The organism is Rhodococcus sp. PML026, from assembly GCF_000963615.1.
GTDB classification, from domain to species: domain Bacteria; phylum Actinomycetota; class Actinomycetes; order Mycobacteriales; family Mycobacteriaceae; genus Rhodococcoides; species Rhodococcoides fascians.
Genome location: NZ_KQ031371.1, coordinates 41,905 through 63,644, shown reverse-complemented (window position 1 = coordinate 63,644; position 21,740 = coordinate 41,905). Strand labels below are relative to the sequence as shown.

The window sequence follows — 21,740 nt, the reverse complement described above, 5'->3', positions numbered from 1 at the left end:
CAAGGCGTCCAGCGGCTACGCTCGCAACCGTGAGCCGACGTACGAAGATTGTCTGCACCCTTGGACCCGCAACCGCAACCACAGAGCGCATCCGCGAACTCGTCGAGAGTGGAATGGATGTCGCACGACTGAACTTCAGCCATGGCGATCACCCCGATCACCAGGCCAACTACGAGAGAGTTCGCGCCGCATCGGACGCCACCGGCAAAGCCGTGGGCATCCTGGCCGACCTGCAGGGACCGAAGATCCGACTCGGCCGATTCGCCGAGGGCTCCACCACCTGGGCCGCCGGTGAACTCATCCGCATCACCGTCGAGGAGTGCGAGGGCACCCACGATCGCGTGTCGACCACGTACAAGGAGCTGGCTCAGGACGCCAAGGAAGGCGACCGCCTGCTCGTCGACGACGGCAAGGTCGGCCTCGTCGTCACCGGCGTCGAAGGCAACGACGTGCTGTGTCGGGTCACCGAGGGTGGTCCGGTCAGTAACAACAAGGGCGTCTCCCTCCCGGGCATGGACGTCTCCGTTCCTGCCATGAGCGAGAAGGACATTGCGGACCTCGAGTTCGCCCTCGCGCTCGGATGCGATTTCATCGCGCTCTCTTTCGTGCGCTCTCCCGCCGATGTCGAACTCGTCCACGCAGTCATGGACCGCGTCGGCCGCCGAGTTCCGGTCATTGCCAAGCTCGAGAAGCCCGAGGCCGTCGACAACCTCGAAGCCATCGTGCTCGCGTTCGATGCGATCATGGTCGCCCGCGGTGACCTCGGCGTCGAGTTGCCACTCGAGCAGGTGCCCCTGGTGCAGAAGCGCGCGATCCAGATCGCCCGCGCCAACGCCAAGCCCGTCATCGTTGCGACCCAGATGCTCGAATCGATGATCGAGAACTCCCGTCCCACCCGCGCCGAGGCATCCGACGTCGCCAACGCAGTGCTCGACGGTACTGACGCGGTCATGCTGTCCGGCGAGACCTCGGTCGGCAAGTACGTCATGGAGACGGTGCGGACGATGGCTCGGATCGTCGAGACCGTGGAAACCGAAGGCGACAGCGTTCCTCCTCTGACTCACGTTCCTCGCACCAAGCGCGGTGTCATTTCCTACGCCGCCCGCGATATCGGCGAGCGTCTGGACGCGAAGGCCCTCGTGGCCTTCACCCAGTCGGGCGACACCGTGCGACGGTTGGCTCGCCTCCACACCAAACTTCCGTTGCTCGCATTCACCTCGATCTCCGAGGTCCGCAGTCAGCTGTCCCTGAGCTGGGGCACCGAGACGTTCCTGGTTCCCGATGTGGGCTCGACGGACGCGATGGTCAAAGAGGTCGACAAGGCGTTGCTCGAACTCGGTCGTTACAACCGAGGCGATCAGGTCGTGATCGTCGCCGGTGCCCCTCCCGGCACAGTAGGCTCGACCAACTTGATCCATGTGCACCGAATCGGAGAAGAGGACCGGTAAGTGGTCGAAGCGGGGGGGACCGGCGTCAGCGAGAGCGCGCCGAGCAGTACTGCAGTACGCGGAACCGATCTCGAAACCCTTCTCGGTCTCCTCGCCCTCGAGGAGACTGAGGAGGATGTGTTCGTCGGACAGCATCCGGAGCAGGTGGGGAGCCGGACTTTCGGTGGGCAGCTCGTCGCTCAGGCGCTCATCGCCGCCGGCCGGACCGTATCCGGAACGTCCCGGGACGTTCATGCGATCAATGCGCACTTCATTCGCGGTGGTGACGTCAAGAAGCCCATCGAATACCGCGTGAGTCGTCAGCGCGACGGCCGGGCGTTCGCCAACCGGCAGGTCACTGCGCTGCAGGACGGTAACGAGCTGTTCGTCATGCTCGCTGCCTTCCAGGATTTCGGTAAGGGCCTCGAGCACAGCGTCGAGGTGCCCGAGGTTCCGTATCCCGACGCTCTGCCGCCTCTCGGCGACCACTTCGTAGGGTTCGAGGACCGACTGCAGATGTTCGTCGATGCACTCAAACCGATCGACATGCGGTACGCGAACGATCCGGCGTGGATCATGCACGGCACCGGCGAGAAGCTCAACCACAATCGAGTGTGGATGAAAGCGGACGGCGATCTGCCGGACGAGTCGATCTTTCACGCCGCGACCATGGGCTATGCGTCGGACACCACGGTGCTCGATTCGATAATCACCACGCATGGACTGTCCTGGGGACTCGACCGCATCGTGGCGGCGACGGTCAACCACTCCATCTGGTTTCACCGACCGTTCCGATTCGACGAGTGGGCTCTGTATGCGACCGAATCGCCGGTCGCGGCCGGATCGCGGGGACTCGCCACCGGCCGATTCTTCTCGATGGACGGTCAGTTGCTCGCAACCGTCGTGCAGGAGGGCCTCATTCGCCACTTCCCGAAACGCGTTCGCGCCTGAGTGCTGCCGACCACAGTCGAGTCTTGGCTTCGAGGGTGAGTGAGGCGTGCGCTGGACTGGTGGACGGCAGACGGATGCACTCGACGTCCTGCTGCACCGCGTTCGCGACGTATCTGCGATAGCTGTCGGCAGCTTTTGCTCCGTTGAACAGCACGGTGTCGATGCCGGGATGACCTGCGATGAGGTTCGCGACATCGTTTGCCACGATGGATGATTCGACTATGGCCGAGTCCAGGCTTCCGGTCCTGGTACACAGCTTCAGTACGTCCCACACAGCAATCCCGCTGCGCGCCAGTCGCTCTGTTCGCGCCTCGTACGGAAGTTCGGGACCGGCACCGAACAGCGCGCCCATGATCGGCCAGAACGCATTTCGGGGATGAGCGTAATACTGCTGAGCAGCAAGCGATGCGACACCGGGCATCGAACCGAGTATCAGCGTGTGAGCGTGCTCGTCGACTATCGGTTCGAAGCTGTGCACGACGTTCATGTCGCGATTACAGCAAACAGCGCGCGCAGGCACTCGGGTGGGACCACAATGGAGAGATGTTGGATCCACGCGTACTCGACAACAACGAACTCGAAGCCGAACTCGCCGCCTTGCGCAGAGGACGCGACGCCGCGATGGACGAAGGCGCGCGAGATGTGTCCACTGCCGATACCGATCATCTCATCGCCCGCTTCGAGGACGAGATTCGCAGGCGTCACCAGGACGGTGAGTCCGATCAGCCCAGCGCGGATCTGCCCTGACCGAGTATCAGCACGGCGCACGCCGCCGTCGACGAGATGATCCGGACGGTGTTCCACCGCGTCCAGTTCGAGGTGAACGACCGCCAAATGTCGGCTCCCGACGGACTCGCCGGATCCACCGCTGCCAGTGCATCGTTGAGTGGGACGTTGAACGCCACCGTGACCACGAAGCAGCCCACCACGTAGAGCGCTGCTCCCGCGCCGACCCAGGTCGATCGCCCACCCTCCGTGGTGATCGCGAGAACGGTTGCGAGAGAACAGGTCAACGCCGTACCGACGAACAGCGTCAGAAACAGTGGGTTGAGGATCGCGGCGTTCGATCTCTGCATCGCGGCGATCGCGTCGGGCACCGGTAACGACGCCAGGCCAGGAAGAACACTGACCGAGAACGCGAGCATGACGCCCGCGACGAGGCCGCATCCGACTGCTGCGACCAGGGTGGCGATCGAGGAGATCTTGTCGATCATCGGTTTTCCTTCCCGGGGATTCGTCGTGCGCTTCCGACCTTTCCGCGTCGCGGGTGGATGGACAATGCGCGCAGGGCTCGAATTCATGTCCGATCGTCCCGGCCGTGGGGGACAATTGTCCGGTGCGTGGAGCCGACCCCTGGAAGTCACCCGATCCGCTCGGTGAGGCTTTGCATTTCCTCCGAATGACCGGGTCCTTCTACGTGCGTTCCGAGATGAGTGGCTCGTGGGGGCTGGCCCTGCCCGCGATGGACGACGCTGTGTGGTTCCACACCGTGGTCGACGGGTCGTGTGTGCTGTCGGTCCCCGGGGAGTCGACGCGTGAGCTCGTTCCCGGCGACTTCGCGTTGGTTCCCCACGGGCGTGGGCACGTATTGGCGGCCGACATCGAGTCTGTCGGCGACGCGACCAGCGTGTACGAGGTGCCACACGACTACGTCAGCGACCGGTACGCAGTGATCGCCCAGTGCGATGCGAGCGGACCCGACACCGTGTTGGTCTGCGGGGCCGTCCGGATGGATCATCCTGCGGCGCAGCAGCTTCTTCGGCTGCTACCGGCGGTGATCGTGATCGACGCAGACAGCGAACCACAGCGCGCACGTATGCAGAACATCCTCGCCATGGTGGCCGACGAGGCACGATCGCTCGAGCCCGGGGGAGAGGCAGTGATCACCAGGCTTTCCGACGTTCTGGTGATTCAGGCGTTGAGGTCATGGATTGTGGACACTCCGAGCGCGCAGTCCGGTTGGCTGGGAGCGTTGCAGGACGAGCGCATCGGAGGCGCGCTGGCTCGCATTCATCGAAATCCCCACGAGCGGTGGACCGTTGCGACCCTGGCGTCGAGTGCACACATGTCACGTTCGGCGTTCTCGGCTCGATTCACCGCATTGGTCGGCGATTCGGTGATGAGTTACCTGGCGACGTGGCGGATGCAGGTCGCATACGACACATTGCGGTCCGAGGACGTGGTGCTGGCCGAATTGGCCAGGCGCAGTGGGTATTTGTCGGAGGCAGCATTCGGAAAAGCGTTCAAACGGGCGATGGGAGTCTCTCCGGGAAGTGTGCGTCGTCGTCGGGACGTCGCGTTGGTGCCGGTTCAGTCGAGTAGATGACGGAGATACACGTTCGGATCGTCGAGATATCGCCGCCAGTGCTGGACCAATTCGAGTTCGTCCCAGGTGCTTCGGCGCAGACCGTGTTCACCCACTTCGACGATGTCCGCACCGGGTGTCGAAGCCAGGATCGGTGAATGCGTGGCACAGACGAGCTGTGCCCCCTCCTCGCCCAAGTGGGACATCAGCGCGACCAGGTTCAGGCACGCGGTGAACGACAGGGCCGACTCCGGTTCGTCCAGCACATAGAAGCCCGGTTCGGCCAACATAGCACCGAACATGGTGAGAAAGCCCTCACCGTGGCTCATTTCGGCGGTGTTCTCGTCCCAGAAGCCCGGCATGCCGCCGAGGTTCTCGGCCATCTCGAATGCAGTCTCGGCGCGCAGGAAGAATCCCCGCTTCTGCTCGCGCGGACCCCGCAGCATGCGCGCGCCTCGTGGCGTGGTCTCGAGTTCGAGCACCTCGCCGAGGACGCTCGTCACCTCGTCCAGTCGACGAGACTTCTGCGCTGCCCGACCCCCGCGGGCGTCGATGCCGAAACGCTCTGCGATCGCCTCTACGAGAGTCGACTTACCGGAACCGTTGTCGCCCACCAGAATTGTGACCGGTGCGAGAAACTCAAGTCCCTCGCGCGTGAGGTCGGCGACAGCGGGAACGGTGAAGGGCCACTCCGATCCCACATCGTCGGCGCGGACAAAGGCGCGCTCTACGAACATGATTCAGGCGGTGACCAGGCGGTCGACGTAACCGGTTTCGTGGGCGGAGTCGGCGCTGCAGGTGTAGTAGACCCACTGAGCGGACTGGTCCGCGGAATCTCCGAAACGGTGGTCGACCTTCTGCGCGCACAATTTGCCCGCGCTGGTGTCATGGCAACGAAGACTGCTGGGTATGTACATCACCCCACTGTAGGCGTGATCGGGAGTGGACCCGACCGCTGTCGCGGCCGGTCGATCGTGCTGTGGTGCCCTCGGTGAGACTCGAACTCACACTGGACGGGTTTTGAATCCGTTTCCTCTGCCAATTGGGATACGAGGGCTGGCGTCTTTCAAGCAACGATTGACGAGTGTAGAAGATGCGCTTTCGGCCCCGTGCACCGGTACCCTTCAGTTGCTCGATGCCCCTGAGGGGCGACGACTGTCGAAGGAGACCGGTACAGATGAATGCTCCTGATACGCACGGTACTGGCAAGCCTGCGCTGCGGGTGGTGGTCGCGGAAGACGAATCCCTGATTCGTCTCGACCTGGTGGAGATGCTCCGCGAAGAGGGGTACGACGTGGTCGGTGAGGCCGCGGACGGTCAGCAGGCTGTGGAACTGGCTGTCGAACTTCGACCGGATCTGGTGATCATGGACGTGAAGATGCCGCGTCGTGACGGCATCGACGCGGCCTCCGAGATCGCGGAGAAGCGGATCGCGCCGGTGGTGATTCTCACAGCGTTCAGTCAGCGAGAGCTCGTGGAGAAGGCGCGCGATGCGGGTGCCATGGCCTATCTGGTCAAACCGTTCACCAAGGCCGATCTGATGCCTGCAGTCGAGTTGGCCGCGAGCCGATTCGGCGAGATCTCTGCGCTCGAATCGGAGATCGCCGATCTTCAGGATCGACTCGAGACCCGCAAGTTGATCGAGAAGGCCAAGGGCGTCCTGATGGAGTCGCAATCGCTGACGGAACCGCAGGCGTTCAAGTGGATTCAGCGTGCCGCGATGGACCGACGCACGACGATGAAGGCGGTAGCCGAGGTCGTGATCGAAACACTCGGTACTCCGGCGAACAACCCTGTGGCAGAGAGCTGATCGGCCCGCGGAAAGCTACGGCCACGTAAAACTTCGACCTCTTAGGTCACAGTCAGGTCACGAGCGTCGTTCTAGGCCTTGCGAACCGGTTTCGAGCATTAGCGTCTGGTTCACACGTGAGCCACATGTAACTCAGGTGAGCTTCAACGACGAGCAATTTCAAGGAGAACCTAGATGGCAATTCGGACCTATGTCCGCACGGCTGCAGTGCTGAGCGTCACCTCGCTCGCACTGTTCGGCTGTTCGTCGAGCGACGACTCGGGCTCGACCGACTCCACCAGCGCCAGCGGCGGCACGTCGGCCGCGGAAACGACCGTCTCCACCGACTGCACTCCTGAGCAGGCCACCGCCGGATCCACTCCCGACACGTCGCCGCTGGTGGTAGGAACCCTCCTTCCCGAGACCGGCACCCTGGCCTTCCTCGGACCACCCGAGGTCGCCGGTGTCCAGCTGGCCGTCAACGATGTCAACGGTGCGGGCGGCGTCCTCGACCAGCCCGTCACGCTCATCCCCGGTGACTCGGGCGACACCACCACCGACACCGCCAACACCACGGTCGACCGTCTGCTCGCCGGCGGCTCGAACGTCATCGTCGGTGCGGCGTCGTCCTCGGTGTCGCTCAAGGTCATCGACAAGATCGCCAGCGCGGGTGTCGTGCAGTTCTCGCCTGCCAACACCTCCGACCAGTTCGTCTGCTACCCGGACAAGGGCCAGTACTTCCGTACCGCGCCCACCGATGTGCTGCAGGCACAGGCACTCTCGCAGCTGATCGCCGAGGACGGCGCGCAGCGCGTGGCCATCCTGGCTCTCAACGACCCCTATGGAACGGGCCTGGCCAAGAACACCGCCGACAACCTCGAAGAGGCCGGCATCGCGGCAGACCAGATCCAGACCACGATCTACGACCCGAACGCACAGTCGTTCAACGCCGAGGTCGACGGCGTGAAGAACTTCAACCCGGATGCCGTCGCCATCATCGGCTTCGAGGAGTCCGCGAAGATCATCACCCGTATGCACGAGATCGGCATCGGACCGTCCGACGGCACGTTGGTCTACGGCGTCGACGGCAACATGGGCAACGCACTCGGTGAGTCGGTCGCTGCAGGCCTGCTCGACAAGATGCGCGGCACCACCCCGCTGACCGACGTCGGCACCGCGTTCCAGGACCGACTCAAGGGCGTGGATCCGGCATTGGTCGACTTCAACTACGCCGGTGAGTCCTACGACGCGGTCGTCATCTCGGCGCTGGCAGCCGAGCAGGCGAAGTCGACGGCAGGCACCGACATCGCTGCCAACATCAACAGCATCACCAAGGACGGCACGAAGTGCACGACCTTCGCCGAGTGCCTCCCACTCGTCAAGGCCGGCACCGATATCGACTACGACGGAGTCACCGGCGCGCTGAACTTCAGTGACGCAGGCGAGCCCGCCACCGGTTCCTACGGCAACCTGGTCTTCGGACCGGACAACAAGCTGACGACGGACGGATACATCGTCGTCGGTGAGTGATCTGTAGCTGCTGCACAGCCTCCGGGCCCGAGTCCTGACATCAGGACTCGGGCCCGGAGTCGTTTGAATACACCACGTTGGGTACCTATGGCGCAGGTACGAGAAAGCCCCGACTCGAACTATGTCGAGTCGGGGCTTCCTGCCGAGAAGGTCAGGCCTTCTTTTCTTTGCTTCCCGCGAGAGTGCCGAGGTAGAGCTCGATCACCTTGGGATCGTTCATCAACGCCGGCCCGGTATCGGTGTAGGCGTTGCGACCTTGATCGAGAACATAGCCGCGGTCGCAGATCTGCAGGCAGCGGCGGGCATTCTGCTCGACCATGATGATCGAGACGCCCGCCGCGTTGATCTTCTTGCAGCGGATGAAGACCTCGTCCTGGAACATCGGCGACAAGCCTGCCGACGGTTCGTCGAGCAGCAGCACCGACGGTTCCATCATCAGGGCCCGCCCCATCGCCACCATCTGGCGCTCACCGCCGGACAGTGCACCTGCCTTGACCTTCTTGCGTTCGCCGAGCAGTGGGAACAACTCGCTGACGAAGTCGAACCGCTCACCGAACTTCTTGGGCCGCAGATAGATTCCCATCTCGAGGTTTTCCTCGATCGTGAGCGATGGGAACACGTTCTGCGTCTGGGGCACGTATCCGACGCCCTTGGTCACCAGAACGTGCGCCTCGGCGGAGGTGATGTTGTCACCGCGCAGCTTCACGCTGCCCTCGCGGACCGCCACGAGGCCGAACAACGTCTTGAGCAGAGTCGACTTACCGGCACCGTTGGGTCCGATGATGCCGACGATCTCACCGTCGTTCAGAAAGAAGTTGCACTCACTGAGGATGTTCACACCGGGGATGTACCCGGCAACCAGACCGTCGGCGCGCAGCAACGCTCCTTCGGCCAGACGCGCATGCTCGCCCGGCGTGGCCGCGAACTCGGCCGGCGTCAGAGTTTGTTCGCTCATCAGTTGTCCTCCTTGGCTCGGTGCGAGCCGCCCGCAGCAGTGTCGGTGGCTGCGGGGCTGACGAACTCCGGTTCCGAAAGATCGCCTCCTGCTTGCAGTTCCTCCACCTCGGCTTGCTTCAATGCCTCGGCCAGTTCGGCGGTGGCTCCGACGGGATTGCCGTCGGCGTCGAATTCGAGTGCTTGATCGTGATGGCTACCGAGATAGGCATCGACGACGGCACCGTTGTTGGAGAGCTCTTCCGGGGTGGACTCGGCGATGATGCTGCCCTGAGCCATTACCACCACCCAGTCGCTGATGTCGCGGATGACATCCATGTCGTGTTCGACGAACACCACTGTCATGCCGTCGTCGCGCAGCGATTTGATGTGGCCCAGAAGCGATTGCGTGAGAGCGGGATTGACTCCGGCCATCGGCTCGTCGAGCATGACGACCGACGGATCGGTCATCAACGCTCGCGCCATCTCCAGGAGTTTGCGCTGGCCACCCGACAACGAGCCGGCCAGATCGTCGGCCTTGGCGTCGAGTTTGAAGCGCCCCAGCAGTTCATAGGCGCGTTCGGTGATCTGACGCTCCTGTGCTTTCCACGTCCACGGCATGAACGTGTTGATCATGCGCTCGCCGCGTTGGCCCGTCGCCCCCAGTCGAACGTTGTCCAGCACAGTCAGTTTCGACAGTGCCTTCGTCAACTGGAAGGTGCGCACGACGCCTTTGCGTGCCACCTGATGTGGGTGCATCCGGCCGAGTTCCTGACCGTCCATCGACCACGTGCCGGTGTCGGGTCGGTCGAATCCGGTGAGCAGGTTGAACAGTGTGGTCTTACCCGCGCCGTTCGGTCCGATCAGACCGGTGATGCATCCGCGCTGGATCTCGAGGTGCGCCACGTCGACGGCCTTGAGGCCGCCGAAGGTACGCGAGACCCCGTCGACCACCAATGTCGCGTCGGGCTTGGCTGCCCCGGGCTCGTTGGCGACGCCGGCGAACAGACTGGCACGCTGATCGCTCGACAGTGCTTTGGCCGCACGTGCTTCGAGTGTGCTGGCTTTCTTGCTCGGTGTCGCATCTGCGGCGGCACCGGTGCTCGGGTCAGGCATTGAGTTGAACCTCTCGCTTGTTGCCGAGAATGCCCTGGGGTCTGAACACCATCAGCACGGCGATCAGAATTCCCAGGAGTACGAATCGGGTGGCACCGACCTGGGCACCGGTGAGGTTGAGCACCGGATCGTCGCCCGAGATCAGTTGCCGCAGAATCGCGTCGGGAATGGACAGCAGGAACCAGAACAGCATTGCGCCGATCACGGGGCCGAACACCGTTGCGGCACCGCCGAGAATGAGAGCGCCGAACGCGAAGAACGTCTGCGCGGTCGAATAGAAGTCGGGGTTGATCGACTGCGTCTGCAGTGCGTTGAACACCCCGCCCATACCGCCGATCACGCCGCCGAGAACGAGTGCCTGCATCTTGTAGACGAACACGTTCTTACCCAGCGACCGGGCAGCGTCCTCGTCTTCACGAACCGCCTTGAGAACGCGACCCCACGGGCTGTGTGTCAGCAGGTAGACGACCCCGCACAGCAGCAGTACCAACGTCCAGCCGACGAGCATGGCCCACAGGTCGTTACCCAGGAATCGAACGCCGATGAAGCTGTACGTCTTTCCACCCTCGAACGGGCTGAGGTTAGTGAACGGAGCTGCGAATCCGGTGATGCCGTTGGTGGACTTGGTCACCGAATCGGTTGCCGTGGAGCGGAATACCAGTCGCAGGATTTCCGATGCGGCAATCGTCACGATGGCGAGATAATCCGCTCGCAATCGCAGGGTCGGAATGCCGAGCACCAGAGCCAGCAGGCCGGCCGCAGCGAGACCGACCAGAATGCCGAGCCACAGTGGCTGCTCATAGGTGATCGTGGTGATGCCGACGCCGTAGCCGCCGAGTAGGGCGAAGCCGATCTGGCCGAAGTTGAGCAGGCCGGCGTAGCCGAAGTGCAGGTTCAGGCCGATGGCGAGCAGTGCGTAGAAGATGGCCGACGGGCCGACCAGCTGAGCAAGAGAGATCTGAAGTGCGCCGATGATATCCATGTGCAGGTCACCCGATCCTTTGTCGCGAGCCGAGGATGCCCTGAGGACGGACGACGAGGATGAGAATCAAGACGAGCAACCCTCCGATGTATTTGAGGTCGGGATTGATGACCAACGTCGACCACTGCACGAGCAGACCCACGATGACGCAACCGAGGAATGCGCCGTAGGCCGTGCCGAGTCCTCCGAGCGTGATTCCGGCGAACATGAGCAGTAGGAGTTTGAAGCCCATCTCCCATTGCACGCGGCCGCCGAGTTCGGAGAGCCCGAACAGCACGCCGCCGAGGGCAGCCAGGCCGCCACCGAGGCACCAGACGAACGTCACGACGCGCTCGACGTTGATACCCGACGAGGCAGCCAGATCACGGTTGTCGGCCACCGCACGCATGGCTTTACCGATCTTGGTGCGCTGCAGCATCAGTGCGACGCCGATGAGGACGACGACGCTGATGACGATGCAGGCGAGGTTGACGTTGGTGATCGACAGTGGGCCCCAGTCGTTCTCGGTCTGAGCCTGGTAGTCGTCGAATGGCTCCGAGCGGTCGGAGAAGAAGATCAGGATGAGGTAGCGCAGCGCAATGGCGAGTCCGATCGTGACCACCAGCTGAGCGATCAGGCCGGTTCGACGTTTACGCAACGGCCGCCAGATCAGGGCGTTGTTGAGCCAGCCGATCGCGACTCCGACGATGATCGCCAGCACGGTGGCTGGGATCAGTTGTATCCCGAGGCTCACATTGAAGAACCATGCCGCGACGGCTCCGAGCGTCACGAGTTCGCCGTGTGCGAAGTTGGTCAAGCCCGTCGTTCCGAAGATCAAGCTCAGACCGACCGCCGCGAGCGCGATGACCAGACCGAAGCGGAAGCCGTCGACCGTGGTGCGCACGAACTTCTCGTAGAACGGGGTGCTGGTCGCGGTCCTGGCCTCACCGAAGGAGAAGATGACGGTGTTCGAGCGACCGGCCTGCACGTCGCGCTCGACCTCGCCCTGCACGCTCACCCCGTCGGGGAGCGTTTCCTGGACCACCTGGAATGTGTATGTGCCAGGCGACAATTCGAGAGCCCAGCGTCCGCCGGTCTCGCTGGTGGTGCGGGCCACTTCGCTGCCCGACGCGTCGAGCGCCGCAACATCGACCCCTTCGAGGCGTTCTCCACCGTTGTTGAGCGATCCCGCGACGCTGACGGCGTCTGCGGGCGGTGCCTGTTCGGCACTGGTTCCCGGTGCCGCCGGGGGAGTGGGGGTAGGTTCCTGCGCCAACGCAGGCGCACTGAACAGCAGCGCCGCAATGGAACTCAGGATGGCGAGTAGGAGTGTTCGCTGGAATACGCGAACTGCAGATCTTGCGCGCAACCTCGGTGGTTGCACCTTTCTGGTCCATCGAACATTTGGAGCCACGCACGTCCTCCGGACGGTTGTCGTTGAGTCACGGGATGGGGATTTACTGCAATTGTCGGACTCTATCCGTTGAAACGACGCAAAATCGGCAACTGAGATTTCCGGAAAGTATCGGTTGTGTTTCGCGCTGCGGAAGATCGGTGCCGCGGCGATTGCGTCGCGGTGCCCGCATCCGGCTACGTGATGTCGGACCCGCTACCTAGACTGGTCAACCGTGAGCCCAGTAACCGACAAAAGTGCAGCACCCGCAGCCCGGACCGATGCGAAGTCAGCCGAAGAGCGTCCGACGCTGCTCCTCATCGACGGTCACTCGATGGCCTTCCGTGCCTTCTTCGCGTTGCCGGCGGACAATTTCAAGACCACGAGCGGTCAGTCCACCAATGCCGTGTACGGGTTCACCTCGATGCTGATCAACCTGTTGCGAGACGAGAAGCCGACGCACATCGCCGCCGCCTTCGACGTGTCACGGCAAACGTTCCGAGCCGAGCGGTTCCCCGAATACAAGGCGAATCGGAGCAAGACGCCGGACGAGTTCGCGGGCCAGGTGGACATCACCAAGGACGTGCTCGGTGCCATGGGCATTCCCGTGATGGCCGAGGCAGGATTCGAAGCCGACGACATCATCGCCACTCTGGTCACACAGGCCGAGGCACTGGGCTATCGCGTCCTCGTGGTCACCGGCGATCGTGACGCACTGCAGCTGGTCACCGACAACGTCACAGTGCTCTATCCCCGCAAGGGTGTCTCGGACCTGACGCGATTCACTCCGGACGAGGTCGCCACCAAATACGGTCTGACGCCGTCGCAGTACCCGGACTTCGCAGCTCTGCGCGGAGATCCGAGCGACAACCTTCCCGGCATTCCCGGCGTCGGGGAGAAGACGGCGACCAAGTGGATCATCGAATACGGGTCGCTCACCGCCCTCGTCGACAACGTCGACAAGGTGAAGGGCAAGGTGGGCGACGCATTGCGGGCCAACCTGTCGAGTGTGGTGCTCAACCGCGAGCTCACCGAGATGGTGCGCGACGTGCCGTTGCCCTTCACGCCCGATCAACTCGAGCTGGCCCCGTGGGATCGCGAGAAGATCCACGCCCTGTTCGACGATCTGGAGTTTCGCATCCTGCGGGATCGACTGTTCGAGACACTCGCCTCGGTCGAGCCCGAGGCAGAAGAAGGGTTCGACGTTCGGGGCGGCATCGTCGCGCCCGGGGAGTTGGCGGCGTGGCTGGACGAGCACGCGTCCGACGGTCGGCGTAGCGGGGTATCCATCCTCGGACCGCGCAGGCCGTACGACAGCGACGCGACCTCGGTGGCCATCGCGGCAGCAGACGGCGAGGGCGCCTTCGTCACCACGACGGCTCTCGACGAATCCGACGAACGCGCACTGGCCGCATGGTTCGCCGATGCGGATCGACCCAAAGCTCTGCACGAGGCGAAGTGGGCACTGCACGCGGTTCGTGGTCGGGGATGGACGCTCGGTGGGTTGACGACCGATACCGCGCTCGCGGCGTATCTCGTCCGGCCCGGTCAGCGGTCGTTCAACCTCGACGACTTGTCGCTGCGCTACCTCAAGCGCGAACTACGCGTCGAAGATGCGGGCGAGGGGCAGATGTCACTTCTCGACGCCGAGGACACCGCTGACGCGGCATTCGCCGAGGGCGAAATTCTCAAGGCGCGGGCGGTCATCGATCTCGCCGACGCCCTCGACGCGGAACTCGCGGCAATCGAGTCGACCACTCTGCTCTCGGAGATGGAACTGCCGCTGCTGACAGTGCTTGCCGATATCGAAGCCACGGGCATCGCAGTGGACGGCGATCACCTGCGCTCGCTGCAATCGGGTTTTGCTGCGCAGGTCGACGAGGCCGCGAATTCCGCGTACGGCGTGATCGACAAGCAGATAAATCTCGGATCGCCCAAACAGCTGCAGGTGGTGCTGTTCGAGGAACTCGACATGCCCAAGACCAAGAAAACCAAGACCGGGTACACCACCGACGCCGACGCACTTCAGGGGCTGTTCGAGAAGACCGAGCATCCGTTCCTCAAATTCCTGCTCGACCACCGTGATGCCACACGAATGAAGGTGACGGTGGACGGCCTGCTCAAGTCCGTCGCCGACGACGGCCGCATTCACACCACGTTCAATCAGACCGTCGCGGCCACCGGACGACTGTCGTCGACCGAACCGAACCTGCAGAACATCCCGGTGCGGAACGAGGCGGGTCGCCACATCCGCGACGGCTTTGTGGTCGGTGCCGGCTACGACACCCTGCTCACCGCCGACTACAGCCAGATCGAGATGCGCATCATGGCGCACGTATCCGGTGACGAGGGGCTGATCGAAGCGTTCAACACCGGTGAGGACCTGCACAGCTTCGTCGGTTCGCGCGCGTTCGGCGTACCGATCGACGAGGTCACCCCGGAACTACGCCGTCGAGTCAAGGCCATGTCGTACGGCCTCGCCTACGGACTCAGCGCGTTCGGCCTCGCCGCGCAGTTGAAGATCTCCACCGACGAAGCCAAGCAGCAGATGGAGGCGTACTTCGCTCGCTTCGGCGGCGTGCGCGACTACCTGCGCAACGCGGTCGAGGAAGCCCGAAAGGTGGGCTACACCTCGACGCTGTACGGCCGTCGTCGTTACCTCCCAGATCTCAACAGCGACAATCGTCAGCGTCGCGAGGTCGCCGAGCGCGCGGCACTCAACGCTCCGATTCAGGGCACTGCCGCAGACATCATCAAGGTAGCGATGATCGACGTGCACAAGTCTCTGGCGGAGTCGACCTTGAAGTCGCGCATGCTGTTGCAGGTGCACGACGAACTGGTACTCGAGGTCGTCGACTCCGAGCGCGAGGAAGTCGAGGCGTTGGTGCGTAACAAGATGTCGTCGGCCATCGAATTGTCGGTGCCCCTCGAGGTGTCGGTCGGTACCGGTCGCAGCTGGGATGCCGCAGCTCACTGAATCGGGCCATGGCACAGCGAAGGGCCGCTCACCGGATTCGGTGAACGGCCCTTCGTTTTTGTGCTGTGAGGGAATTACTCCGCTGCGGGTGCCTGCTCGGCGATCTGCTGACGGACGACGTCCATGTCGAGTGCCTTGATCTGGCCGACGAGGTCTTCGAGCGCCGGAGCGGGCAATGCGCCGGGCTGGGCGTAGACCAGGATGCCCTCGCGGAAGGCCATGATCGTCGGGATCGACTGGATCTGCGCTGCAGCGGCCAAGCCCTGTTCGGCTTCGGTGTCGACCTTGGCGTGCACGATGTCCGGGTGCGCGTCGGAAGACTTCTCGAACGTCGGCGCGAACTGGCGGCACGGACCGCACCAGGAGGCCCAGAAGTCGACCAACACCACGTCGTTGCTGGTGACGATCTCGTCGAAATTCTGCTGAGTCAAAGTCTGAGTGGCCACGCGTACCCTTTCGATTGATTGCGCTTCTTGTTCGTCTCAACGCAGAGGTTCTCCGGAATCTTCCCGGACCCACTCCTCTCCGTGGTCCGTCACACGGGTTGCGGCGCGGCCCGGAATGTTCGGCGGTACGAGTTGGGCGTCGTGCAGCGAAGTCTGACGAAATGCTGGCGCAGGGCTGCAGCATTCCCGAAACCGACGACTTCGGCGATCGAATCCATCGGCAGGTCGGAGTTCTCGAGGAGCTGCTGCGCAGCCAGTACGCGTTGATCGTTGAGCCACCGCGCGGGCGTCGTGCCGGTCTCGGCGGCGAACTTGCGGGCGAATGTACGAGCCGACATGTTCACCCGCGCAGCCAGTCGGCCGATCGTGAGTTCCGAATCGAGGTTCTCGGTCATCCAATCGAGCAACGGTGCCAACGTTTCGGTTCGGATCGCCGGTAGTGGACTGGTGACGAACTGCGCCTGGCCGCCGTCACGGTGTGGCGGAACGACCATTCTGCGCGCGATTCCGTTGGCCACGACACTGCCTTGGTATTTGCGGACGATGTGCAGGCACAGGTCGATACCGGCCGCGGTGCCCGCACTGGTCAGTACATTCCCGTCGTCCACGTAGAGAACGTTTGGGTCGACCTGGGCCAACGGGTATTTCGCGGCCAGGGAGGCCGAGTGTCGCCAATGGGTCGTACACCGCCTGCCGTCGAGCAGGCCCGCGGCGCCGAGTACGAACGCGCCGTTGCACAGGCTGGCGACCAGCGCGCCTCGGTCCACCGCCGCACGGAGTTTGTCGAGTAGTGGCTCGATCGAGGGGCTGTACTTACTGCCGCACACGTAGCTTCCGTCGTCGGCCGATTCGGTGCCGCCGGCCGGAACGATGATCAGATCGGCGCTGTCGAGCCGGTCGAGATCGTGGGGCACATCGATCGTGTAACCCACCCGGGTGCGAATCGTGTCGGGGACCCCGGCGATCAACGAGAAGTCGTAGGTGGGCAGTCCCTCGTCGGAGCGGTCGAATCCGAACACCTCGCAGGCCACGCCGAGCTCGAACTGCTCGGTCAACGGCAGCAGTACTGCGACCACCTTCTTCAGCATGACAGCAGTATGGCAGAAAATCGACGATACATGTCGTTACTGCCACTCGTGTTGAGTCGACGCAGGTAGGACGCTGGTGGCATGACAATTGTACTGGTGGTTGTGTTGATGTTTCTCGCCCTCGATGCGTGGGTCGCTGTCGGCCGCACGCCGGATACACATGCGGAGGTGACCCAATTCGGAGACTTCCGGTTCTGACAGGCCTGGCGGTCAGCCGATGCGCCATTCGCACTTGTTGTCGCCGTCCCACCGACGCAAGGCAACGGCAGAGCCGATCAGGTCATCCAGGTGCGGGCACAGCAGGCGCGTCGCGGCACCGGCTTCGTCGGGTGTCAACCGCCGGGCCAGCGTCACGTGCGGCGTCCAATGCCCGATGGCGACATTGTCGAACGAGCCCGGGCCCACGGCGGCATGCATCCGAGCATGCAGGTCGAGCAGTTCGACGCTCGGCACGACCAGACGGGCCAGGGTGGCGGTCCGGCCACCGAATACGACGAGGCCGCCGAGACGAACATCGAACGGGTCGAAACGCACGGCCGTACCGGAATCGACGGACGCGGGCATGGACGACGCCACCGAGACGGTGATGTGCGGTCGATTCGACTCGCCCCGATGACGGTTCTGGCTCGGCAGGCCGGCATCGGAGAGTGCCGCCCACTCGCGGCGAACCGCAGTATCGAGCCCCGAGTCGAGGAGGAGTTCGGCGGACTGCACCATGTAGTCATGATGGCGCAGACGGACGGACGAGATGCACCGACTTTACGAATTGGGGCCATGACCGGCGACGGCATCGGTCACGAGATCGTCCCTGCGACGATCCGGGTGGTGGACGCAGCTCTGGCCGCAGTGCACGGTCCCGTCGTCGACTGGCAGCACTTGCCGCTGGGGTTGGGTGCTCTCGACGAGCACGGAACGCCGATGCCCGAGCACACGTTGAACGAGCTCGGCAGGCTCGAGGCGTGGATTCTCGGGCCTCACGACAGCGCGTCGTACCCTGAGCCGTTCAGATCTCAGCTGACTCCGGGCGGACGAATTCGCAAGCATTTCGATCTGTTCGCCAACATCCGTCCGGCCAAGGCACTTCGTGGAGTGCGCGCGATGTCGCCGCAGATGGACCTGGTGGTGGTGCGGGAGAACACCGAGGGCTTCTACGCCGACCGCAACATGTTCGTCGGCAGTGGCGAGTTCATGCCCACGCCCGATGTAGCGCTCGCGGTGGGAGTGTTCACCCGTTCGGCGTGCGAACGCATCGCTCGTGAGGCCTTCTCGCTCGCAGACCGGCGGCGGAAGAAAGTGACGATCGTGCACAAGACCAACGTGCTGTCGTTGACGACGGGGTTGTTTCGCGATGCCTGCCGGTCCGTCGGCGAGGAGTTTCCGCAGGTAGACGTCACCGAAGAGCACGTGGACGCCCTCGCGGCGCATCTGGTTCGACGCGGTGAGGACTACGACGTCATCGTGGCCGAGAACATGTTCGGGGACATCCTCTCCGACCTGACCGGAGAGCTGTCCGGGTCACTCGGCACGGCACCGTCGATCAACTCTTCGCGTACCCAGGCCATGGCGCAGGCCTCCCATGGATCCGCCCCGGATATCGCAGGCAGGAATCGCGCCAACCCGACGGCACTGTTCCTGTCGGCCGCGATGCTGCTCGAGTGGCTCGCCGATCGGCACGGGGACGTACGGCTCGCCGCCGCAGCCGGCCGGATTCGGCACGCCGTGGACGACACCGTCGAATCCGGGGTCGCGACAGCAGACCTCGGCGGTCAGGCGTCGACCAGCACCTTCACCGAGACCGTCGAAGCCAGGGTGCACCGGCGCTGATCGACTACGGACTCACCGCGGTTTTCGACTACTGAAGATCGCGGTGCCGGGAAACAGCTGGCCGCGCAGTGGGCTCCACTGACCCCACTCGCGGTCGAGCCACTCCGGCCAATCCGGTTCGACGATGTCGCAAACCTCGAGACCTGCGGCGACCAGCTCGCGCACGCGATCACCGATCGTGCGGTGATGCTCGACGTAGTTGGGGGTCCCGTCGGCGTCGTACTCGACGTACGGGGTTCGATCGAAGTACGGAATCGTCGCGGTCAGGCCGCCCACCCCGGGATCGTCGGGGAACACCCAGCGCATCGGATGGTTGACCGCGAACACCCAGATGCCGCCCGGCCGCAGTACCCGCGCCACTTCCTTCATCACGTTGGCGGAGTCCGCGACGAACGGAACCGCACCGAAGGCCGAGCACACGATGTCGAACCCCTCGTCGGCGAACGGTAGGGACTCGGCACTGGCCTGCACCAGCGGAACCGTCGACCCGCCCGCGGTCATCGCGTCGACGCCGCGCTGCAACATGCCCATCGAGATGTCGAGGCCGATGGCGCGCGCCCCCTGAGTCCCGAGCCAGCGGGCGCAGGGTGCGCTCCCGCAGCCCACCTCGAGAATGTCCTTGCCCGCGACGTCACCCAGCAGATGCGCGTCGCCCTCGTGCAGTCCCTCCGGGCACCAGACGAACTCTCCGGATTCGGTCGACGCGCCCAGAAACGCGCCGTGCGTACGGTGATAGTTGTCGGCATCCGAATCCCACCAGGTTCGACTCGCGCGGTCGCTCGCGACCGAATCGATTCGGCCGCGGCCGGGGGTGGACAGCGGTGCGGAAGGATTGGTCACACGCCGACTCTAACCGGGTTTGTGCTGGTACTGCGGCATCGCGTACCCTGTTCAACGCGAGTGTGTTCATGCTGCGCCCAGGTCGGGTTCGCCCGGCGTCGACGCGTGCGGAGCCGGCAACGGATCCGCGGAAGATGCTCGTGCTGCACACGTTTCACAAGTCCGACCGAACATCCATCAACCGATACCCAACCCGTCCGGAGCAACTCAACACATGCCCTCAACCACAACCTCACCGCAGGTAGCCGTCAACGATATCGGCTCCGCAGAGGATTTTCTCGCCGCCATCGACGCCACGATCAAGTACTTCAACGATGGTGACATCGTCGAGGGCACCATCGTCAAGGTCGATCGTGACGAGGTTCTACTCGACATCGGTTACAAGACCGAAGGCGTCATCCCTTCCCGCGAGCTCTCCATCAAGCACGATGTCGACCCCAACGAGGTCGTCTCCGTGGGAGATGAGATCGAAGCACTCGTCCTCACCAAGGAGGACAAGGAAGGCCGTCTGATCCTGTCCAAGAAGCGAGCTCAGTACGAGCGCGCTTGGGGCACGATCGAGGAGCTCAAGGAGAAGGACGAGGCCGTCAAGGGCACCGTCATCGAGGTCGTCAAGGGTGGACTCATCCTCGACATCGGTCTCCGCGGCTTCCTCCCCGCCTCGCTCGTCGAGATGCGTCGTGTCCGCGACCTCCAGCCGTACGTCGGCAAGGAGATCGAGGCCAAGATCATCGAGCTCGACAAGAACCGCAACAACGTGGTCCTGTCGCGCCGCGCATGGCTCGAGCAGACCCAGTCCGAGGTCCGCAGCGAGTTCCTGCACCAGCTCCAGAAGGGCCAGGTCCGCAAGGGCGTCGTGTCCTCCATCGTCAACTTCGGTGCCTTCGTGGACCTGGGTGGCGTCGACGGCCTGGTGCACGTCTCCGAGCTGTCCTGGAAGCACATCGATCACCCGTCCGAGGTTGTCGAGGTCGGCACCGAGGTCACCGTCGAGGTTCTCGACGTCGACCTGGACCGCGAGCGTGTGTCGCTGTCGCTCAAGGCAACGCAGGAAGATCCGTGGCGCCAGTTCGCTCGCACCCACGCGATCGGCCAGATCGTGCCCGGCAAGGTCACCAAGCTCGTTCCGTTCGGTGCGTTCGTTCGCGTCGAAGAGGGCATCGAGGGCCTCGTGCACATCTCCGAGCTGGCCGAGCGCCACGTGGAGGTTCCGGACCAGGTCGTGGGTGTCGGCGACGACGCACTCGTCAAGGTCATCGACATCGATCTCGAGCGTCGCCGGATTTCGTTGAGCCTCAAGCAGGCCAACGAGGACTACGCAGAAGAGTTCGATCCGTCCAAGTACGGCATGGCCGACTCGTACGACGAGGGTGGCAACTACATCTTCCCCGAGGGCTTCGACTCCGAGACCAACGAATGGCTCGAAGGTTACGAGAAGCAGCGTGAAGAGTGGGAAGGTCGCTACGCCGAGGCCGAGCGTCGCCACAAGATGCACACCGCTCAGATGGAGAAGACGGCCAAGGACGAAGCTGCCGAAGCCGCCAACACCAACTACTCCTCCGAGTCGGGTCAGGCTCCCGCCGATGCAGAAGGCGATGCTCCCGCAGCGTCGGCTCCCGCCTCGACCGGTGGATCGCTGGCCAGCGATGCGCAGCTCGCTGCACTTCGCGAGAAGCTGTCGGGCAACGCCTGATAGAAGTAGTCCACCCGTGAGGGTGTGACCTCGGCCCCGGTTCTCCCTGTGAGAACCGGGGCTTTCTCGTTCGAATACGCAGGTGCAACGGGAACGACAATGGACCCGGTTCTGGTGAACCGGGTCCAAGGTTGAGAGGGAGTGCGAACTACGCGGCGGTGGCTGGACTCCACTGGCCGACGCTCGCCGTGCGCTTACGCATCGTGGCGAAGCTGTGGCGGGCAGGGGTCAGGAGGTTGGTGAACCAGTTACGCCGGTGGTCGGCCAGCGCCGAGGCAACTTCTGGAATGAGAATGCAGTGAACGCCTGCATCCATGCCGAGGCGGTGCCGACCCGGTTGGATCTGATTGCTTTGCATGGGTGTCCTTTTCGCTGGCGGTGGGTCGGCACATCGAGGTCGCGCTCGTCGAAGATAACCGACAGGCTCGCAAAACCGGTGCATTTGGGGCTGGTGGGCTTCGGCGTGT

At 63.7% G+C, this 21,740-nt stretch carries 22 protein-coding genes and 1 tRNA gene; 9 read left to right on the top strand and 14 right to left on the bottom strand.

Going from position 1 to position 21,740, the window contains the following annotated elements; genetic code table 11:
- The first annotated feature begins 29 nt into the window (after positions 1–29).
- Entirely contained in the window at positions 30–1,448 is a 1,419-nt protein-coding gene (gene pyk / locus VF34_RS07865) for a pyruvate kinase (protein WP_027497274.1), read from the top strand.
- A complete protein-coding gene (locus VF34_RS07860; protein WP_032374325.1) occupies positions 1,449–2,378 on the top strand; it encodes an acyl-CoA thioesterase in 930 nt (309 codons plus the stop codon).
- Here VF34_RS07860 and VF34_RS07855 read toward each other — a convergent pair.
- Complete coding sequence (locus VF34_RS07855; RefSeq protein WP_032368067.1) at positions 2,344–2,865, bottom strand: DNA-deoxyinosine glycosylase; 522 nt, start codon at positions 2,863–2,865, stop codon at positions 2,344–2,346. The two genes, VF34_RS07860 and VF34_RS07855, sit on opposite strands and share 35 nt — an antisense overlap.
- Positions 2,866–2,921: 56 nt before the next feature.
- Between VF34_RS07855 and VF34_RS07850 the strand changes: the two genes are divergently transcribed.
- Positions 2,922–3,125: a hypothetical protein gene (locus VF34_RS07850; protein WP_027497271.1), complete on the top strand. Its 204-nt coding sequence runs from the start codon at positions 2,922–2,924 to the stop codon at positions 3,123–3,125.
- On the opposite strand, the gene VF34_RS07845 is transcribed toward VF34_RS07850, so the two are convergent.
- Complete coding sequence (locus VF34_RS07845; RefSeq protein ID WP_032374324.1) at positions 3,101–3,592, bottom strand: anthrone oxygenase family protein; 492 nt, start codon at positions 3,590–3,592, stop codon at positions 3,101–3,103. The genes VF34_RS07850 and VF34_RS07845 overlap by 25 nt on opposite strands.
- 122 nt (positions 3,593–3,714) lie before the next feature.
- Here VF34_RS07845 and VF34_RS07840 point away from each other — a divergent pair, with 122 nt between their 5' ends.
- Positions 3,715–4,704, top strand: coding sequence for an AraC family transcriptional regulator (locus tag VF34_RS07840; RefSeq protein WP_032374323.1), 990 nt, complete (start codon positions 3,715–3,717; stop codon positions 4,702–4,704).
- Here the strand turns inward: VF34_RS07840 and VF34_RS07835 are convergent.
- The 3 genes from VF34_RS07835 to VF34_RS07825 form a co-directional block, all read right to left on the bottom strand.
- Positions 4,689–5,420 carry an AAA family ATPase gene (locus tag VF34_RS07835; protein WP_032374322.1) on the bottom strand — a complete coding sequence of 244 codons (732 nt, stop codon included), beginning with the start codon at positions 5,418–5,420 and terminating at the stop codon, positions 4,689–4,691. The two genes, VF34_RS07840 and VF34_RS07835, sit on opposite strands and share 16 nt — an antisense overlap.
- Before the next feature lie 3 nt (positions 5,421–5,423).
- Positions 5,424–5,600 carry a hypothetical protein gene (locus VF34_RS25260; protein WP_165430221.1) on the bottom strand — a complete coding sequence of 59 codons (177 nt, stop codon included), beginning with the start codon at positions 5,598–5,600 and terminating at the stop codon, positions 5,424–5,426.
- Between the two features lie 63 nt (positions 5,601–5,663).
- Positions 5,664–5,740 (bottom strand) — tRNA-Leu (locus VF34_RS07825).
- Between the two features lie 120 nt (positions 5,741–5,860).
- Here VF34_RS07825 and VF34_RS07820 point away from each other — a divergent pair.
- Together VF34_RS07820 and VF34_RS07815 are read left to right on the top strand one after the other, a co-directional pair.
- Positions 5,861–6,493, top strand: a complete 633-nt coding sequence (locus tag VF34_RS07820; RefSeq protein ID WP_027497267.1) for an ANTAR domain-containing response regulator — start codon at positions 5,861–5,863, stop codon at positions 6,491–6,493.
- A gap of 174 nt (positions 6,494–6,667) precedes the next feature.
- Complete coding sequence (locus VF34_RS07815) at positions 6,668–8,002, top strand: ABC transporter substrate-binding protein (protein ID WP_032374321.1); 1,335 nt, start codon at positions 6,668–6,670, stop codon at positions 8,000–8,002.
- 151 nt (positions 8,003–8,153) lie between these two features.
- Here the strand turns inward: VF34_RS07815 and VF34_RS07810 are convergent, their stop codons facing one another.
- Genes VF34_RS07810 through VF34_RS07795 form a run of 4 tightly spaced genes read right to left on the bottom strand, consistent with a single transcriptional unit; the run spans position 8,154 to position 12,381 of the window.
- Positions 8,154–8,957: an ABC transporter ATP-binding protein gene (locus VF34_RS07810; protein WP_027497265.1), complete on the bottom strand. Its 804-nt coding sequence runs from the start codon at positions 8,955–8,957 to the stop codon at positions 8,154–8,156.
- On the bottom strand, positions 8,957–10,051 hold the full coding sequence (locus tag VF34_RS07805; protein WP_027497264.1) for an ABC transporter ATP-binding protein: 1,095 nt from the start codon (positions 10,049–10,051) through the stop codon (positions 8,957–8,959). Before VF34_RS07805 ends, VF34_RS07810 begins: the two co-directional genes overlap by 1 nt.
- Entirely contained in the window at positions 10,044–11,033 is a 990-nt protein-coding gene (locus VF34_RS07800) for a branched-chain amino acid ABC transporter permease (RefSeq protein WP_027497263.1), read from the bottom strand. The genes VF34_RS07805 and VF34_RS07800 overlap by 8 nt, the downstream gene beginning before the upstream one ends.
- A 7-nt stretch (positions 11,034–11,040) precedes the next feature.
- Positions 11,041–12,381, bottom strand: a complete 1,341-nt coding sequence (locus VF34_RS07795) for a branched-chain amino acid ABC transporter permease (RefSeq protein ID WP_045841244.1) — start codon at positions 12,379–12,381, stop codon at positions 11,041–11,043.
- 259 nt (positions 12,382–12,640) lie between these two features.
- On the opposite strand from VF34_RS07795, the gene polA reads away from it, so the two are divergent.
- Complete coding sequence (polA, locus tag VF34_RS07790) at positions 12,641–15,382, top strand: DNA polymerase I (protein ID WP_032374320.1); 2,742 nt, start codon at positions 12,641–12,643, stop codon at positions 15,380–15,382.
- A gap of 74 nt (positions 15,383–15,456) precedes the next feature.
- Here the strand turns inward: polA and trxA are convergent, their stop codons facing one another.
- The 3 genes from trxA to VF34_RS07775 form a co-directional block, all read right to left on the bottom strand.
- Positions 15,457–15,828 (bottom strand): thioredoxin, encoded by a 372-nt coding sequence (gene trxA, locus VF34_RS07785; RefSeq protein WP_027497260.1) that lies wholly within the window; start codon positions 15,826–15,828, stop codon positions 15,457–15,459.
- Between the two features lie 89 nt (positions 15,829–15,917).
- Positions 15,918–16,916, bottom strand: coding sequence for a helix-turn-helix domain-containing protein (locus tag VF34_RS07780; RefSeq protein ID WP_032365530.1), 999 nt, complete (start codon positions 16,914–16,916; stop codon positions 15,918–15,920).
- 210 nt (positions 16,917–17,126) lie between these two features.
- Positions 17,127–17,633 carry a 2'-5' RNA ligase family protein gene (locus VF34_RS07775; RefSeq protein ID WP_027497258.1) on the bottom strand — a complete coding sequence of 169 codons (507 nt, stop codon included), beginning with the start codon at positions 17,631–17,633 and terminating at the stop codon, positions 17,127–17,129.
- 9 nt (positions 17,634–17,642) lie between these two features.
- Between VF34_RS07775 and VF34_RS07770 the strand changes: the two genes are divergently transcribed.
- On the top strand, positions 17,643–18,740 hold the full coding sequence (locus VF34_RS07770) for an isocitrate/isopropylmalate dehydrogenase family protein (RefSeq protein WP_032374519.1): 1,098 nt from the start codon (positions 17,643–17,645) through the stop codon (positions 18,738–18,740).
- A gap of 12 nt (positions 18,741–18,752) precedes the next feature.
- Here the strand turns inward: VF34_RS07770 and VF34_RS07765 are convergent, their stop codons facing one another.
- On the bottom strand, positions 18,753–19,580 hold the full coding sequence (locus VF34_RS07765) for a class I SAM-dependent methyltransferase (protein WP_032374319.1): 828 nt from the start codon (positions 19,578–19,580) through the stop codon (positions 18,753–18,755).
- 214 nt (positions 19,581–19,794) lie between these two features.
- Here VF34_RS07765 and rpsA point away from each other — a divergent pair, with 214 nt between their 5' ends.
- A complete protein-coding gene (gene rpsA, locus VF34_RS07760; RefSeq protein WP_027497255.1) occupies positions 19,795–21,273 on the top strand; it encodes a 30S ribosomal protein S1 in 1,479 nt (492 codons plus the stop codon).
- A gap of 148 nt (positions 21,274–21,421) precedes the next feature.
- Here the strand turns inward: rpsA and VF34_RS07755 are convergent, their stop codons facing one another.
- Complete coding sequence (locus VF34_RS07755; protein WP_027497254.1) at positions 21,422–21,631, bottom strand: hypothetical protein; 210 nt, start codon at positions 21,629–21,631, stop codon at positions 21,422–21,424.
- Positions 21,632–21,740: the final 109 nt, after the last annotated feature.